The sequence below is a fragment of the Geothrix sp. PMB-07 genome (assembly GCF_030758935.1).
Lineage (GTDB): Bacteria > Acidobacteriota > Holophagae > Holophagales > Holophagaceae > Geothrix.
This window is the reverse complement of record NZ_CP132333.1, coordinates 1,766,892-1,782,511: the sequence shown is the minus strand read 5'-3', so window position 1 is coordinate 1,782,511 and position 15,620 is coordinate 1,766,892. Positions and strand designations below refer to the sequence as shown.

Genomic DNA, 15,620 nt, shown 5'->3' with positions numbered 1-15,620 from the left:
GAACTCCCATTTAAAAAGCGCGAGGTCCACAGATTCCACCGATTTCACAGATTGAAAAACTGAGACATGGCGTGGAATTCAGATTTCCGGTTCACCGTGATTCACCCAAGAAATCTGTGTGAATCTGTGAAATCTGTGGATAAAAGCATGTGAACGATCAGGCGAAATCCTTGGCCACGGCGGTCACGGCCTGTTTGAAGTGCGCCAACTCGGCATCGCCATGGGCGGCGCTGAGGAAGGCCACTTCGTAGCCACTGGGGGGCAGGTACACGCCCTGGGCCAGCAAGGCCTTGTGCAGGCGATTGAAGCTGCCGATGGCCTCGCCCTTCACCGCATCGCTGCGGCGGACGCTGTCCTGGAACAGGGGCCAGAGCAGGCTGCCGTAACGCGGGCAGTGGAGGCCGGGGATGCCCTCGAACGCCGCGGCCCACTTTTCCGCTTGGGCCTCCAGTCCCGCATAGAAGGCTGGAGTCAGCTTCTCCATGGTGGCCAGGCCCGCGGCCATGGCCACGGGATTGCCCGACAGCGTGCCCGCCTGGTAGACCGGACCGTCCGGCGCGACCACGCCCATGATGTCCTTGCGGCCACCGTAGAGGCCCACGGGCATGCCGCCGCCGATGATCTTGCCGTAGGTGGCCATGTCCGGCGTGATGCCCAGGCGCTCCGCCGCGCCGCCCGGAGCCACGCGGAAACCGCTGATGACTTCATCGAAGATGAGGATGACGCCGTGCTGGGTGCAGAGCTCGCGGAGGCGCTTGAGGAACTCGGGGCGCTGCAGCAGCAGGCCGTTGTTGGCGGGGATGGGCTCGATGATGGCCGCGGCCAGCTCGCCACCGATCTCCGCGAACGTCCGCTCCAGGGTCTCGAGGTCATCCAGGGTCACCACCGAGGTGAGCTCGGCGATGCCCTTGGGCACGCCTGCGCTGGTGGGCGCGCCGAAAGTCGCGAGACCCGAGCCGGCCTTCACCAGCAGGCCATCGCTGTGGCCATGGTAGCAGCCTTCGAACTTCAGGATGCGCTCCCGGCCCGTGAAGCCCCGAGCCGCCCGCAGAGCCGACATCACCGCTTCCGTGCCCGAAGAGACGAAGCGCATCTTCTCGATGAAGGGCACCATCTCCTTGATCTTGCGGGCCAGGGACAGCTCGCGGCGGCTGGGGGCGCCGAAGGTGAGGCCTTCGTGCATGGCCTCGTTCACCGCAGCGAGAATGTCGGCCTGCGCATGGCCCAGGATCAGCGGACCCCAGGACATGCAGAGGTCGAGGAAGCGCACACCGTCCTCGTCCTCGAACCAGGCGCCGCTGGCCTTCTTGAAGAACTTGGGCGTGCCGCCCACGGCGCGGAACGCCCGCACGGGGCTGGACACGCCACCGGGAAAGTGGGTGAGCGCTTCTTGGAACAGGGTCTCGTTGCTCATGAAAACCTCAAAAAGGGGTCCACAGATTCCACAGATTTCACAGATTAAAAAGACAGACAAAAGATAGGGACACCCGAGATTTCAGCAATTCAAATCTGTGTGAATCTGTGAAATCTGTGGATGGACCTTTTAAGCGATCCAGCCCTTCTCAACAGCCTCGCGACCCGCGTAGGTGACGATCATGTCGGCACCAGCGCGCCGGATGGCGATGAGGTGTTCGTACATCAGCTGATCGCCGTTCACCCACCCCAGGCGGTCGGCAGCCTTCACGCTGCTGAACTCGCTGCTGACGTGGTAGGCGCAGATGGGCGCCAGCTGGGCCTCGCGCAGGCGCCAAATGAGATCGAGGTTCGGCAGCGCGGGTTTGATCATGAGCATGTCCGCGCCCTCGTCCACATCGAGCAACGCATCATTCAGGCCCTCGCGGGCGTTGCGGGGGTCCATCTGGTAGCTGCGGCGGTCGCCAAACTTGGGGCTGCTATCGGCCGCATCCCGGAAGGGGCCGTAGTAGGCGCCTGCGTGCTTGATGGCGTAGCTGAGGATGCTGGTCTGGGTGAAACCGTTGGCATCCAACACATCGCGGATGGCAGACACCCGGCCGTCCATCATGTCGCTGGGCGCGGCCACATCGGCGCCCGCCTCGGCGTGACGCAGGGCCATCTCCGCCAGAATGGGCAGAGTCTCGTCGTTGCGCACCACGCCTTCGTCATCCACGAGGCCGCAGTGGCCGTGGCTGGTGTAGCCGCAGAGGCACACATCGGTCATGACGATGAGATCGGATCCGAAAGCCTTCTTCAGAGCCCTCACGGCCTGGGGGATCACACCTTCGTGATCGCAGCTGTAGGAGGCATCGGGGCTCTTGGCATCTGCATCGGGCACACCGAAGAGCAGCACGCTGGCCAGCCCCTTCTTGAGATCCTTCTCCACCTGACGGACCGTGTCTTCCACCCCGGCGCGGACGATGCCCGGCAGGCTGGCGATGTCGCTGCTGCCCGCATGGGGCTGCACGAAGTGGGGCTGGATGAGGTGGCGGGGCCGGAGATCGGTCTCGGCCACCAAGTTGCGCATGGCCAGCGTCGTGCGGAGGCGGCGGGAGCGGTTCAGCATGGGGACTCCTCCTTCGGGTTTTCTTCAGAGGCCAATTGCTGGGCCAACATGGCCCAGAGCAGGCTCGGCTTCGGGTCGCAGCGGGCATGAACCGGGGCCCCGGCCCGGGTAAAGGCTTCGGCCGTGGCCTCACCCCAGGCGAAGCGCTGCACTTTTCCAGTGAGGGGCGCCAGGATCTCGGCCTGCAGCGGGCTCAGGGCCAGAACGCCCTCCACGTCCGGCAGGGGCGGAAAGGGTACCCGGGGTGACTCGCGATGGGTGATCCAGGGATAGATGCGCCAGGCGGTGTTGCGGGCCGCCACTTCCAAGAACTCGCGGCTGCGTTCGCCGCGGGCCAACAGGAAATCTCCGCCTCCCGGAAAGCGCTTCTGGATCAGCTCCCAGAGGGCTTCAGCCCGGGCCTCGGAGGGAAGGTGCACGTCCAGATCCTCCCGCTCCAAGGCATCGGCAGTGCCAGCGCCCTGAACCAGGCAGGTCATTCCCGCGGGCAGGGACGGCCCGACCACCTTGGCCCCCGAAGGGCTCAGCAACAGCATCGCCTTGATCTTCTCGAAGGAAACCGGCGGCCTGGAACCGGTCAGTTTCAGGGATGTGAAGGAATAGGGAACAGGCGCCCACCCGGCCTTGCGCACGATATCCGTCAGCGGATGGTGCGCGGGCCGGGCCAGCGCCAGGCGGGGAGGCGTGGCAGCGCTCATGAGAGGCCGATGCCCTTGAGCACGGAAGCGAGCAGGGCCTTGTCATCGGTGCCGCGGGCTTCGGCGCGACGCAGTTGTCCATCAGGCGCATAGACCGCCTGCAGCAACAACGAACCATCGGCCTGGGGCGTGGCCAAGGCGCCCAGAGGCTGCTGGCAGCCGCCCCCGATGCCCGCCAACACCTGGCGTTCGAGGCTGACGCAGCGGGCCGTCGTGGCGTCATGGATTTCAGCCAGCACCTCGATGAGGTCGGGGCGGTCTGCGCGGGCTTCGGCCAGCAAAGCCCCCTGCCCCGGCGCCGAAGGCAGCTCCGCGGGTGTAAGGGGTCGCACCGTGAGACCGCTGAGATCCATACCAAGGCGCTTCAGCCCAGCCGCCGCCAGCAGGGTCGCATGCAGGGGCGCTTCGCGGAGAACACCATCACGAACCCGCTGCAGGCGCGTCTGAACATTGCCGCGGATCCAGGTAAATCGGGCCTTGGGGAAGAGCTGGCTGAGCACCCGCTCCCGGCGCACGGCGCTGGTGCCGATGACCAGATCCTCCGGTGCATCAGGCCGCATCACCAGCCAGTCGGCGGGATCTTCGCGAAGGGGAATGCAGGCGGGTACGATGCCGACCGGACGCTCCAGGGACACGTCCTTGAGGCTGTGGATGAGCAGATCCGCCTGGCCCGCAGCCATGGCGTCTTCCAACTCCTTGGTGAAGAAGCCGCCGCCCACCTGCTTGTCGAGGGGGCCCTGCAGCCACTGGTCGCCCGAGGTGGAGAACTTGCGCCAGGACACCTCGTAGCCCCTGGATTCGAGGAACCGCACCATGGGCTCGGCCTGGCCCACGGCCAGCGCGGACCCCCGGGTGGCGACTGTGACGTGTCTCATGGCTGAACCGCCTCTCCGTCTGCGTTGGGCTTGGGTTGGGTCTGGATCAAGGCGCGGAAGGCCAGCGTCCGGCCCCGGGAAAGGATCTCTTTGAGGGCTTCGCGCTGAGCATCATCCAGGCCGGCCATGGAGTCCTCCAAAGCCTGCGCCTCGGCCTCCAGGGCGCCCCAGGCCGCATCCAGGCGCTCCTGGGCGGATTGCATCTGCCGTTTCCGAGCCCGGGCCATGGCCCGGTGACGCAGGCGCGCTGCGGCGCCAATAAGGTAGGGTTCGGCCTTGAGCGCGGCTTCAGCCCGCTGGGCGCGGGCCGTGGTGGTCTGGGCCAGGAACGCGTTCAAATCGATGCGATGCACCCAGGGCAGCTGTTCCAGGCCGGGTTCGGAATCCGGCGGCAGGGCCAGATCCAGAATGCGCAGGATGGGCCGTTTGAGGGACTGCCACGCATCCAGGGTGAAGATGGGTTCAGGCGCGGCCGTGGCACTCACGATGGCATCAAAGCCTTCCGGATCGTGCTGCAACCGGGCCAGGTCCACCACCGGCAATCCCAGAGGATCGGCCAGATCGTGGGCTCGACTCTTGGTGCGGTTCGCGACGGCGACCTTGAAACCCCGTTCGGGCAGACGTTCCGCCAGGTACTGGGTCATGGGCCCCACGCCCACCAGCACGATGGACGAGCCCTGAGGCAGGCCTTCGGACAGATGTTTGAGGGCCACCGTGGCCACGCTCACATTGCCGTCCGCCAGGCCCAACCGGGCCCGCAGCCGCTGGCCTTCGCGGATCACATCCTCGAGGGCGGTCTGGGCCTCATCCCCGGCCACGCCGACCTGGCGGGCCTGTACCAGGGCATCCTTCAGCTGGCCCGGAATCTCGCGGTCGCCGAGGTTGGCGGATTCCAATCCGGCCGACATGGCCAACAGATGGGTCCAGGCTTCCTCGCCCTGATAGCGGCGCACGCCGGGGCCAGGATCAAGGGCTTCAGCCTCGCCCCCCCACACCATCCAAAGCACCCGCTGACAGGTGGCCAGGTAGACCAGCTCCCGGGCCCCGGAACGGCGCTGCCAGTCCCGGAGGTGGGTCGGCAGCCCATCGCGGACCACGTAGTGCGCCACCTGATCCAAGTCGTGGACCGGGGCGTGGAAGCTGATGAGGACGGGTTCCATATCGGATTTCATGATCGAGAAGTCGGGGTTCGGCTCAGTCATCGCTTCGTCATGCCACCATGAAAGTGGCAGTCATCACAGCCGTTGGCTTTCGCGGTCTGGAAACAGGGCCTCCAGGGCTGTCCAGTCCCATTCCGGCACAGATGGAACAGAGCCCTCCCGCAGCTCCTGCTGGGTGAGCCAGGCATCGTAGATCACCAGGGCGCACATGGCCTCCGCCACGGGCACGATGCGGGGTGCGATGCAGGGATCGTGGCGGCCGTGAGTGGCGATATCTGCAGTCTGTCCCTCGCGGTTGATGGTGCGCTGGGTTTTTGAAATGGAGCTGGTGGGTTTCACCGCCAACCGCACCACCACCGGAGCACCGGTGCTGATGCCACCCAGGGTGCCGCCTGCGTCATTCTTCTCGGGGCCCTCCGGCCCCAGGGGATCGTTGTTCTCGCTGCCGCGGCGCCGGGCGCTCTCAAACCCCGAGCCCAGTTCCACGCCCTTCACCGCCCCGATGGACATGCAGGCCAGGGCCAGCAGCCCATCCAGCTTCCCGAAGGCAGGATCGCCCAGGCCGATGGGTAGCCCTTCGATCCACACCTCGCAGACGCCCCCCACGCTGTCGCCCTCGGCTTTGGCAGCTTCCACGGCAGCCTTCTGGGCCTCGAAGACAGAGGCATCCGCCACGCGGAGCGCATTCCTCTCCACGAAGGCCCAGTCCACGGCGCGCCCGGCGATGCCTGCAATCTCCCGATTGAAGCCACGCACCGTCACGCCCAGCGCAGCCAGCTGCTGCTTGGCCCAGGCGCCTGCGGCGACACGGGCCAGGGTTTCTCGGCCACTGCTGCGGCCACCCCCGCGGGGGTCCCGGATGCCGTATTTCCGGTCGTAAGTGAGGTCCGCGTGGCCCGGCCTGAAGAGATCGGAGATGGCCTTGTAGTCGCCACTCTTCTGGTTCTCGTTGAACACCACCAGGGCAATGGGATGGCCCGTGGTCTTACCCTCGAAGACACCGCTCAACACCTGCACGCGGTCGGCTTCGCTACGGGGGGTCACCAGGTCCGACTGGCCCGGGCGGCGGCGGTCCATTTCTCCCTGGATGGCTTCCAGGTCAAAGGGCAGCCCGGGTTTCGCGCCGTCAATGACCACACCCACGGCCGCGCCGTGGCTTTCGCCGAAGGTCACCATGCGGAAGGCGCGACCAAAACTGGAGGGAGAATCGAAGAGCATCGCTCCATTGTGACGGCGAGCGACGCCTTCGTCACGGGAAGGGTTCATTCCTGACGCTCCAGGTGCAAAACCGATCAGGAAGGGCTGGTAGGCTTGATCTTTTGGATGTTCGATGACCCTGGATTCCCCTTCTGGCTTCTTACGTCGCCGCCTTTACTTCGCCCTGCTCTGCGCCCCTTTGGCCGCACAGACTCCGGTTCTGCAGGATGAGGCAGAGCGTCTGCGGCAGGCCTTCGTGCATTGGGGCGAGGGTGGCTCTGCTCCCGCGAGTGCCCCTCTCCACCAGGCCTCAGCCTTCACGGGTGCTGTGGCCCTCGTGGCCATTGCGCCGGGCGGTACGGCTCGCACACCCTTGCTGGATGGCGGAGGCCTCGGCACGGTTCTGAACGGCACAGGCCTGGCTTGGCAGTTGGGCTGGTCCAGTGGGGGCTTTGAGGTGGACACCACGTTCCTCGCCGTCCATGGCAGCGGGGACCAGGCCGACCGGCTGCGCCTGTTCCAGGGCCGTCTCGGCTACCGCTCCGAAAGGGGGTGGCGCTTTGCCCTGGAACGCATGCCCTTCCAGTGGGGCTATGGCATCACCGGCGGGTACCTGTTCGGAACCTCTGCCCGGACCTTCCCCAGGGCCGTGCTGGAAACCCCCGCGGTGGATCTCTCGGTCTTTGGCGTTCCCTTGGGCAACTGGGGCTTCGAGGCCTTCCTGGGCAAGCTCGGCGCCGATCAGCAGGTGCCGGATTGGGCCGCGGACCGCGAGCAAATTCTGGCGGCCGCCAGAACCCAGGGCGGCATCGTCCAGAAGGCCTTCCAGGGCGGCTACCGGCTGAAGGCCCGGTTCGGTTCAAGCCTCGAGATGAACTTCGCCGTCTCCTCACAGTGGGGAGGCATCGCAGCTGATGGTCGCAAGGTTACCGATGGCTATGGATTCAGAGACTACCTAAGCTCCTTTTTGGGCTCCCAGAACATCGGGGTAAGCGAGGCTTCTGGAGACCCGGGCAACCCCAGCGGTGGCCCGACCAAAAGCCAGAGCAATGGCATCGCCAATGTCGAAATGCGGTTTCGTCCCTCCTGGCTCGCCGAACTGGCGGGCGCCAAGGGCGCCTTCGCCTACATCAGCCGCGGGGCCGAGAACGTCAACTGGCAGTGGAAGGATTTCCTCCACCATCCCCTCCAGGCCATTTGGCACGACGTGAAGTCTGACGCGACCACTTCACCTCGCACCGTCTGGCACAAGGATCGGCGGGAGGCCTCGCCCAACCTGCAGTGGCCCAACGAGGCCGTGGGCCTGCAGTTCACCTGGGACCACGCCGACCTGGGAATCGAGTATCTCGACAACCGGACAGGCGAGGTGCCCGGCCATGGCTACCAGACATACTCACACTGGTTCTTCCTGGCGGGCCATTCCAATGGCGGCGATCCCATGGGCGATGCCTTCGGCGGCAGCATCATCACCCGCACCGTGTCCTGGGGCTGGAAGCAGCAGGGCTGGTCCGTCCGCGGCATCTTTACGGATGGTCTCCGCACATTCAAGGACGATCTCATTGCCTGGAAAGCCGCACACCCCGGCTTCTCCCCCATGCCAAACCATTTCCAGCATGCGGAACTGCAAGGCACCCTTGCCTTCGCGGAGAAGTGGAGCATCGGCGCCAGCCTCGCCTTCCAGCGGGAGCAGAAGCTGCATTTCGAGCCAGGCCTCAATGCCCGCGGCACCAATGCGGTGGTGGCCATCAGCCGCCGGTTCTAGGGTTCAGCCACCGAAATCGACGCCCTGATTCAGAAGGGGAGCGATTCCCTGATCCGAAGCCAGACCGACCTTCGCCTCATCTTTCACCCAGGGGAAGTAGTCCTTGAGCGCCAGGGGAAACCGCTCCTCAGCCAGCATCGCCCGCCAACGGTCTGGCGCGCCCTGGTAGCCGTAATAGGTTTCCTTGAACCGCAGCTGGGCCTCAATGACATAGGCCAGATGCTGAAACACCAGGCCCGCCTCCTCGGTCTCGCGATGGGAGAAGACGGACTTGTCCGTCGCCTTGAAGGGAGGCCTCAGGCGCTTTCCGCGAAGCATCCGGGGCCACTGCCGCCATTGCTCGAAGCGATGAAACAGGCCCGGCGGCTCGTGGGATTCCCAGTGGTCGCCGGGTTCGAACCGCCACGTGCGGAGCCACTCGTACGAGCTGTTGTTCCCGTAGGTGTCGCGGCTGGTCAGCACATGGTTGGGGCCTACGAAGAAGTGGCACCAGTAGTAGGCGGCGCGCTTGTCGGGATGGGTGAGAAAGAGCTGGCGGCTGCGGATGATCTGCTCCGCGGTCCACAGCTCGTCCGCATCCACCTGCCACAGGAGACACGGTTCCTGGATGTTCGCCAGGGGCGCGCGCACCATGGCCAGCTTGCCATCCCAGAAGGTCCCCAAGGGACGGCGGTAGACCGTCACCTGGTCGGGATGGGCAGCGGCGATCTCATCCAGGTAGGCACTGGTGCCATCGTTGCTGCGGCCCTGATCGTGGAAGGACCCTTCGATGCGCCCGCCCGCCGCCACACTCCAGGCGGTGTCATGCTTGAGTTCGGCCACGCCTTCGACCACGTGCCAATGCCAGCGAAAGGGCAATTGCTTGAACAGCTCCAGGTGATGGCGGATGAAGGGTTCGCCGTTGAGGACGATGGTGAAGAAATGAATGGGCAGTGCGCTCATGCCAGCCGTTTCCGGAAATAGGCGATGGTCTCCTTGAGGCCGTCCTCCAGGTTCACCTTGGGTTCCCAGCCCAGCAGGGCCTTGGCCTTGGAGATGTCCGGGCGCCGCTGCTGGGGGTCATCCGGCGGCAGCGGCTGGAAGATGAGCTTGGATTTGCTTCCCGCCAACCGGATCACCGCTTCCGCCAATTGCAGCATGGTGAACTCGCCGGGGTTGCCCAGGTTCATGGGCCCAGTGGTGGAATCCTGCTCCATGAAGGCGGTCATCCCAGTGATGAGGTCGTCCACATAGCAGAAGGAGCGGGTCTGCTGGCCCTCACCGTAGATGGTGACATCCTGTCCCTGCAGGGCCTGCACGATGAAGTTGCTCACCACGCGGCCATCGTTGGGATGCATGCGGGGACCGTAGGTGTTGAAAATGCGGATGACGCGGATGTCTGTGCCGTACTGCCGGTGGTAGCTGAAGAACAGGCTTTCCGCGCAACGCTTGCCTTCGTCGTAGCAGCTGCGGATGCCCAGGGGATTCACATTGCCCCAGTAGTCCTCGGTCTGAGGTTGCACCTTGGGATCGCCGTAGACTTCCGACGTGGAGGCCTGCAGGATGCGAGCGCCAGTACGCCGCGCCAGCCCCAGCATGTTGATGGAACCGTGCACGCAGGTCTTGATGGTCTCCACCGGATCCTTCTGGTAGTGCACAGGCGAGGCCGGGCAGGCCAGGTTGTAGACCTCGTCGGCCTCCAGGTGGATGGGCACCATGACGTCGTGGCGGATCACTTCGAAGTAGGGGTTGGCCGTGAGGTGCAAGACGTTCTGCTTGCTGCCCGTGAAGAAATTATCCAGACACATGACCTCATGCCCCTGGGCGAGCAGCCGCTCACAGAGGTGGGATCCGAGGAAACCCGCGCCGCCGGTGACAAGGATGCGTTTCGTCATGGTTGCTCCGCGGGAGACGTGACCTGAGGATCGTGAGATGCACGCATGCGCCATGCAATGCCCCGGGCCGCAAAGGGCGCTCCGGGTAGGCTCCAAAGGGTGCCTTCACCCTCGCCATCGGCTTGGGGCAGCCCCAAGACACCAGGGCCGGAGGAGAATCCGAGCACCGGCAGCTGCGCAATGGTCTCAAGGCCGTAGGCAAGGTAGGCGCCCAAGGGGCCCTGCCCCTGAATGCAGACAGCACCGCCAGGATGCTGATGGTGGAAGGGCACCAGCAGGCTGCACATGATCGAGGCGGGGTACCGCTTCAGCGCGTGGTCCGTGGGCGGAAGGCCACGCAGCAGCCAGCGGAAGGGCTGAGTCCAATCCTGCCCCAGGCTCGACGAATCCAGGCCTTTTCGTCGGGGGCGAAGGCAGTGGGCGCCCAATTCCAAAGGTTCCGCCAGTGAGCGGACGGGAAGCCCCATGAGGGTGCCCGGTTTGGCTGCGCGGAAGCCCTTCGGCGGTCGCCCCAGGGACTCACAGGCCAGGGCCAGCCAGAACGAAGCAGGGCCCACGTCATCGATCCAGAGGGGAGCCTCCCGAGGGGTGCGCGCGAGCAGCGCTCCCGCGAGACAACGCGCCTGGGCGAAGGCGCGCTCCGCGTGGCGCTGGATGGCCGGGAGCATGCCCTCGAAGGGATCCGGGAGGTGTGCGGCGCGGGTACCGTACACCTTCAGAACACTCCGATAGATGGCCTGGGCCACGGCGTGGTAGCCCAGCGATTCGGCCCGCGATCCCCCGTGGCTGCGGTATTCCACCAGGGCCTTCGGAACATGGATGCGGGGACCCAGACCATCGGACTTGAGAGCGAAGTAGACATCGTCCGCCAGGTCATCGGCACTGAAGCCGCCCACAGCTTCGGCCAGCTTGGTGGTGGCGGCGAAGGGTGCACCCAGGGAATCCCAGGAGAAGAGCCGGGCGGAGGAAAACACCGGCGGTCGCTTCCGGTATTTCCTTCCGCGCACGTCTTCATCGATGTCGTACTGATCGCAATAGGCCAAGGCCATCGGGTGCTGGCGAAGGGCCGTTCGGAAGGCGGAGACGTAGTTGGGGCCCAGCCGATTATCCGTATGGATGTAGCTGAAGAATTCCCCGGTGGCCATGCGCAGCATTTCATTGAGGCAGAGGCCGGGATCCATGCGCCGCGGCTCATGGATGAAATGGATGCGAGGATCCGAGTAGGCCGCCATGACCTGGGGTGTGCCATCGGTGCTGTTATCCAGGATCCACAGTTCCCAATCCGGATCGTCCTGGGCCAGAACGGAATCCACCGCCTCCTTGATGTAGTGCGCCTGGTTGTACGAAGGCATCAGAAGGAGGAAAGGCATCAGGAACTCATCGAGGGAATAGCTGGGTAAAATGACGGCAGTCCGGCGTCCGTTGTCGCCAGTGCCCAGTGTTCTTCGCTATTCACATTCACCGGAAATGGGGGCAGGCCGTTGCGCGGGAAGGATCTCAAACCGTGGTTCCATTCATTCATTCTTCGCGCCAAAAGTAAAGGGGAGCAGCCCCTTCGAAGCCCACGGTTTGAGCTGCCCTGGGGCACCTTCAAGCGCATCCTGCTCATCCGCACCGATAGCATCGGGGACGGCATTCTCGCCACGAGCCTGGTGCCAGAACTGCGCAAAGCCGCTCCAGGCGCGAGCATCACGGTGGTCTGCCAGGACCATGTGGCCGCCGTGTGGCAAGAACTGGCCGACGACATTCTTGTGTTCAATGCCTCGCAATTCAAGGCAAGTCGGCGCCACCGGAAGGAAATCAAGAGTCAGTTGAGAATCGGCCACTTCGACGTGGCACTCAACACGGTCTGCTCCCGAACAGGGCTTTCCGATGAGCTAGCCTTCGCGAGTGAAGCCCCCATCCGCGTCGCCTTCTCGGGCGATTTCGCCAACCTCGCCCCTCAACGCGAGGGATGGAACAATTGGCGCTACACGCACCTGCTTCCCATCGAAAAACCAGGCAAGCCGGAGATGCTCCGCCATCAGGAATTCCTCACGCGCCTGGGCTGGAAAGCGCCCCTGCTGCAGCCCAGGCTCACCCTGACGCCTGAGGAGCAGAGCTATGCAGAGCGCGTCTTCGCCGAGCACGGCCTGGATCCCCACCGAACGGTGGCACTCTTCGCCGGCGCCCAGCACGAGATCAAGTTCTACGAAAGGTATGGCGAGGCCCTGGGCCCCCTGGTCCAGCGCGAGGGCCTTCGCGTGCTGGCGCTGGGAGGGCCGGCTGACGCCCTCATCAACCAGGCAAACCTGAGCCGCCTGCCGCCGGGTCCCCACGTGGATTTAACCGGTCAGTCCAGCCTGCGCGAAACAGCTGCCCTGCTGGCCCACTGCCGGATGGCCGTAGGCGCGGATACAGGACTGGCCCACCTGGCCTGTGCCCTGGGAGTGCCCCAGGCGATTGTGCTGGGCGGGGGCCACTTCGGCCGATTCCTGCCCTACAGCCCGTTGACCGCCGTAGCCTGTCTGCCCCTGGCCTGCTTTGGCTGCAATTGGCAGTGCCCGTATGAGCGTGTGCATTGTGTGAAGGATGTTCCGCCTGGAGTGCTCGAAGCAGCCATCGAGGCAGTCTGGTCGGGCGCGGCCGACGAGCCTCGGTGCTTCTATCCAGAAGCCCTTCCCCCCAAGGATGGTTGGCCGCCTCCCGTCGATCCGGCGCATTGGCTGAGTGGCGTCCTGCTGACCTCGGTCCCAGGTGCCCTCTAGAGGATCTTCTGCTAGTGTAAATCCCATTCACCACACAGCGTTGACGCTTCCTTCTGAAAGAGACCCTGATGCCCACTGCCCTCATCACTGGCATCACAGGACAGGACGGAAGCTACCTGGCGGAATTCCTCCTCGGAAAGGGCTACGAAGTCCACGGGGTGGTACGCCGTGCGTCCAACTTCAACACGGATCGCATCGACCACATCTACGTGGACCCGCACCAGCAGGGCCGCCTCCAGCTTCACTATGGCGACCTGACCGATTCCGGCGCCCTGCGCAACCTGCTGGAAGAAGTGCGCCCCAACGAGATCTACAACCTCGGCGCGCAGAGCCACGTGCGGGTGAGCTTCGATCAGCCCGAATACACCGTGGACGTGGTGGGCATGGGCGTGATTCGCCTGCTGGAGGCCGTGCGTGGCCACCAGAAGCACACCAATCGGGAGGTTCGGATCTACCAGGCTGGCAGTTCCGAGATGTTCGGCTCTGCCAAGCCCAGGCAGCATGAACTGACCCGTTTCGAGCCCCGCAGCCCCTACGCCTGCGCCAAGGCCTACGGCCACTACCAGGTGGTGAACCACCGCGAAAGTTATGGGCTGTTCGCCGCCAACGGCATCCTCTTCAACCACGAAAGCCCGCGCCGAGGCGAGACCTTCGTAACCCGCAAGATCACCCGCGCGGCCACCCGCATCAAGCTCGGACTCCAGGACAAGGTCTACCTCGGCAACCTCGATGCCCGCCGCGATTGGGGCTTCGCCGGCGACTATGTCGAGGCCATGTGGCTCATGCTCCAGCAGGAGCGCCCGGATGATTTCGTCATCGCCACTGGCGTGAGCATCACCATCCGCGACTTCCTCCGCCTGGTCTTTGAAGCACTGGACCTGGACTGGCAGCAGCACGTGGAGATCGATCCGCGCTACTTCCGCCCTGCCGAAGTGGACCACCTGGAAGGCGATGCCAGCAAGGCTTCCCGACTGCTGGGATGGCAGCCGAAGACTGATGTGAAGGCCCTTGCAAGAATGATGGTGGATGCGGATCTGCGACTGGCCGAGCGCGAGCTGGTGCTCCGGAACGCCGGCCACGAAGGCGCTCCCCGCGGCGGATACCGCTGACCCATGGTTTCCCTTCGTTCCCTCCTCCGCATCCTTCGGCCTGACTTGACCAAGGGGATATCCGGCATCGAATCGATCATTCCGCCAGAAATCAAAGGCGATGAATTCTACGCGGCCATTCTCGAACTGGCCTCGACGGTGGAAGCCCGCCACATCCTGGAGATCGGCTCCTCCTCCGGCCAGGGCAGCACCGATGCCTTCGTCAGGGGCATCGCGCGCAACCCGGCCCGGCCCCAATTGCACTGCATGGAGATCTCCAAAACCCGCTTCGCCGCATTGCGGGATCATCATGCCGGCAACCCACAGGTCAAGGTCTACAACGCGTCTTCTGTGCCGGCTGCGGAACTGCCCAGTGCCGACCAGGTGGCCCAGTTCTACCGCGATCAGACCACCAAGCTGAATGACTATCCGCTCGAGCAGGTTTTGGGCTGGCTGGAGGCGGACCGGGCCTACATGAGCGATGCCGTCATCCCCGATGGGATCCGGCACATCCTGACCCAGATCGGCGTGGCCTCATTCGACCTCGTGCTGATCGATGGTTCGGAATTCACCGGCGAACCCGAGCTGGAGCGTGTCTACGGCGCAGCCTGGATCCTCCTGGACGACGTCAACGCCCACAAAAATTTCCGCAACTACCACCGCCTCCGCCAGGATCCCGCCTACCGGCTGGTGCGCGAGGATTGGCAGGTGCGCAACGGCTTCGCCATTTTTCAGCGGGTATGAGCTTCATGCATTCGGTGTCCTTTCCCCTCCATGGCAAGCGTCTCTGGGTGACCGGCGGCCACGGCTTTCTCGGCAAGCAGGTGGTGGCCGAGCTGGAGCGCCGGGGCGCCCGGGTACTGGCCACCCGCAGCGCCGAGGTGGATCTGATGGATCCGAGTGCCGCCCAGCGTTTCATCAAGGATCAGCGCCCGGATGGCGTGATCCATCTGGCTGCCCGGGTCGGGGGCATCGGCGCCAACCGCGCCCATCCCGGCTCCTTCTTCTTCGCCAACGCAGTGATGGGCATCCACCTCATCGAAGCCTGCCGCCTGGAGCAGGTCGAGAAACTGGCGGTCCTCGGCACCGTCTGCGCCTACCCGAAATTTTGCCCCGTGCCCTTCCACGAGGACGACCTCTGGAACGGCTACCCCGAGGAGACCAACGCCCCCTACGGCGTGGCGAAGAAGGCGCTCCTCGTGCAGATGCAGTCCTACAAACAGGAATACGGCACTCGGGGCATCTTCCTCATCCCCGTGAACCTCTACGGGCCCGGTGATCACCTGGACCTGGAAACCAACCACGTCATTCCCGCCCTCATCCGGAAGTTCCTCGAGGCCAAGGCCCAGGGAAAGCCCACCGTCGAGCTCTGGGGCACAGGCAGCGCCAGCCGGGAGTTCCTCTTCGTCGAGGACGCGGCCCGGGGCATCTGCGATGGGATGGAGGCCTACGAGGACATCGACCCCGTGAACCTGGGCACGGGAGAAGAGATCACCATCGGAAACCTGGCCGCCCTCATCCAGGAGCTCACCGGATTCCAGGGCGAGCTGGTCTTCAACCCGGCCTACCCGGATGGCCAGCCCAAGCGCCAGCTGGACACGAGCCGGGCCCTGGAGCGCTTCGGCTGGAAGGCCCAGGTGGGCCTCCGCGAGGGCCTCACCCGCACCGTGGCCTGGATGCGCGAAGCGCTGGGCTAGC

Annotated in this window: 14 protein-coding genes; 5 read left to right on the top strand and 9 right to left on the bottom strand. The window is 64.8% G+C overall.

Annotated features, from left to right (window positions below; translation table 11 throughout):
* Window positions 1-157: 157 nt before the first annotated feature.
* The 6 genes from Q9293_RS07915 to aroC form a co-directional block, all read right to left on the bottom strand.
* Window positions 158-1,414 carry a glutamate-1-semialdehyde 2,1-aminomutase gene (locus tag Q9293_RS07915; RefSeq protein WP_306251777.1) on the bottom strand — a complete coding sequence of 419 codons (1,257 nt, stop codon included), beginning with the start codon at window positions 1,412-1,414 and terminating at the stop codon, window positions 158-160.
* A gap of 129 nt (window positions 1,415-1,543) precedes the next feature.
* Window positions 1,544-2,521 (bottom strand): porphobilinogen synthase, encoded by a 978-nt coding sequence (gene hemB, locus Q9293_RS07910; RefSeq protein WP_306251775.1) that lies wholly within the window; start codon window positions 2,519-2,521, stop codon window positions 1,544-1,546.
* A complete protein-coding gene (locus Q9293_RS07905) occupies window positions 2,515-3,219 on the bottom strand; it encodes a uroporphyrinogen-III synthase (protein WP_306251773.1) in 705 nt (234 codons plus the stop codon). The genes hemB and Q9293_RS07905 overlap by 7 nt, the downstream gene beginning before the upstream one ends.
* Complete coding sequence (gene hemC, locus Q9293_RS07900) at window positions 3,216-4,094, bottom strand: hydroxymethylbilane synthase (protein WP_306251771.1); 879 nt, start codon at window positions 4,092-4,094, stop codon at window positions 3,216-3,218. The genes Q9293_RS07905 and hemC overlap by 4 nt, the downstream gene beginning before the upstream one ends.
* On the bottom strand, window positions 4,091-5,254 hold the full coding sequence (locus Q9293_RS07895) for a hypothetical protein (RefSeq protein WP_306251769.1): 1,164 nt from the start codon (window positions 5,252-5,254) through the stop codon (window positions 4,091-4,093). The genes hemC and Q9293_RS07895 overlap by 4 nt, the downstream gene beginning before the upstream one ends.
* A gap of 75 nt (window positions 5,255-5,329) precedes the next feature.
* Entirely contained in the window at window positions 5,330-6,472 is a 1,143-nt protein-coding gene (gene aroC, locus Q9293_RS07890; RefSeq protein WP_306251766.1) for a chorismate synthase, read from the bottom strand.
* A 112-nt stretch (window positions 6,473-6,584) separates the two neighbouring features.
* Between aroC and Q9293_RS07885 the strand changes: the two genes are divergently transcribed.
* Window positions 6,585-8,213, top strand: coding sequence for a hypothetical protein (locus Q9293_RS07885; RefSeq protein ID WP_306251764.1), 1,629 nt, complete (start codon window positions 6,585-6,587; stop codon window positions 8,211-8,213).
* Window positions 8,214-8,216: 3 nt separating this feature from the next.
* Here the strand turns inward: Q9293_RS07885 and Q9293_RS07880 are convergent, their stop codons facing one another.
* The 3 genes from Q9293_RS07880 to Q9293_RS07870 are packed head-to-tail and all read right to left on the bottom strand — an operon-like array spanning window position 8,217 to window position 11,457.
* Complete coding sequence (locus Q9293_RS07880) at window positions 8,217-9,155, bottom strand: hypothetical protein (protein WP_306251762.1); 939 nt, start codon at window positions 9,153-9,155, stop codon at window positions 8,217-8,219.
* Complete coding sequence (locus Q9293_RS07875; protein ID WP_306251760.1) at window positions 9,152-10,087, bottom strand: UDP-glucuronic acid decarboxylase family protein; 936 nt, start codon at window positions 10,085-10,087, stop codon at window positions 9,152-9,154. The genes Q9293_RS07880 and Q9293_RS07875 overlap by 4 nt, the downstream gene beginning before the upstream one ends.
* A complete protein-coding gene (locus tag Q9293_RS07870) occupies window positions 10,084-11,457 on the bottom strand; it encodes a glycosyltransferase (protein WP_306251758.1) in 1,374 nt (457 codons plus the stop codon). Before Q9293_RS07870 ends, Q9293_RS07875 begins: the two co-directional genes overlap by 4 nt.
* 111 nt (window positions 11,458-11,568) lie before the next feature.
* On the opposite strand from Q9293_RS07870, the gene Q9293_RS07865 reads away from it, so the two are divergent.
* The 4 genes from Q9293_RS07865 (at window position 11,569) to Q9293_RS07850 (ending at window position 15,619) form a co-directional block, all read left to right on the top strand.
* Window positions 11,569-12,834, top strand: a complete 1,266-nt coding sequence (locus tag Q9293_RS07865; RefSeq protein ID WP_306251756.1) for a glycosyltransferase family 9 protein — start codon at window positions 11,569-11,571, stop codon at window positions 12,832-12,834.
* Between the two features lie 68 nt (window positions 12,835-12,902).
* The gene (gmd, locus tag Q9293_RS07860; protein WP_306251754.1) at window positions 12,903-13,943 is read left to right on the top strand and encodes a GDP-mannose 4,6-dehydratase; all 1,041 of its coding nucleotides are present in this window, start codon (window positions 12,903-12,905) and stop codon (window positions 13,941-13,943) included.
* A gap of 3 nt (window positions 13,944-13,946) precedes the next feature.
* Window positions 13,947-14,666, top strand: a complete 720-nt coding sequence (locus Q9293_RS07855) for a hypothetical protein (RefSeq protein WP_306251752.1) — start codon at window positions 13,947-13,949, stop codon at window positions 14,664-14,666.
* Window positions 14,663-15,619, top strand: coding sequence for a GDP-L-fucose synthase (locus tag Q9293_RS07850; RefSeq protein WP_306251749.1), 957 nt, complete (start codon window positions 14,663-14,665; stop codon window positions 15,617-15,619). Before Q9293_RS07855 ends, Q9293_RS07850 begins: the two co-directional genes overlap by 4 nt.
* Window position 15,620 lies beyond the last annotated feature (1 nt).

Bases quoted from the DNA above. Each gene is read 5' to 3' on its own strand.
- Q9293_RS07870 (WP_306251758.1), bottom strand. From the start codon at position 11,457: ATGCCTTTCCTCCTTCTGATGCCTTCGTACAACCAGGCGCACTACATC.
- hemB (WP_306251775.1), bottom strand. From the start codon at position 2,521: ATGCTGAACCGCTCCCGCCGCCTCCGCACGACGCTGGCCATGCGCAAC.
- aroC (WP_306251766.1), bottom strand. From the start codon at position 6,472: ATGCTCTTCGATTCTCCCTCCAGTTTTGGTCGCGCCTTCCGCATGGTG.
- Q9293_RS07880 (WP_306251762.1), bottom strand. From the start codon at position 9,155: ATGAGCGCACTGCCCATTCATTTCTTCACCATCGTCCTCAACGGCGAA.
- Q9293_RS07850 (WP_306251749.1), top strand. From the start codon at position 14,663: ATGAGCTTCATGCATTCGGTGTCCTTTCCCCTCCATGGCAAGCGTCTC.
- Q9293_RS07915 (WP_306251777.1), bottom strand. From the start codon at position 1,414: ATGAGCAACGAGACCCTGTTCCAAGAAGCGCTCACCCACTTTCCCGGT.
- Q9293_RS07905 (WP_306251773.1), bottom strand. From the start codon at position 3,219: ATGAGCGCTGCCACGCCTCCCCGCCTGGCGCTGGCCCGGCCCGCGCAC.
- Q9293_RS07885 (WP_306251764.1), top strand. From the start codon at position 6,585: ATGACCCTGGATTCCCCTTCTGGCTTCTTACGTCGCCGCCTTTACTTC.
- Q9293_RS07855 (WP_306251752.1), top strand. From the start codon at position 13,947: ATGGTTTCCCTTCGTTCCCTCCTCCGCATCCTTCGGCCTGACTTGACC.
- Q9293_RS07875 (WP_306251760.1), bottom strand. From the start codon at position 10,087: ATGACGAAACGCATCCTTGTCACCGGCGGCGCGGGTTTCCTCGGATCC.
- hemC (WP_306251771.1), bottom strand. From the start codon at position 4,094: ATGAGACACGTCACAGTCGCCACCCGGGGGTCCGCGCTGGCCGTGGGC.
- Q9293_RS07895 (WP_306251769.1), bottom strand. From the start codon at position 5,254: ATGGAACCCGTCCTCATCAGCTTCCACGCCCCGGTCCACGACTTGGAT.
- gmd (WP_306251754.1), top strand. From the start codon at position 12,903: ATGCCCACTGCCCTCATCACTGGCATCACAGGACAGGACGGAAGCTAC.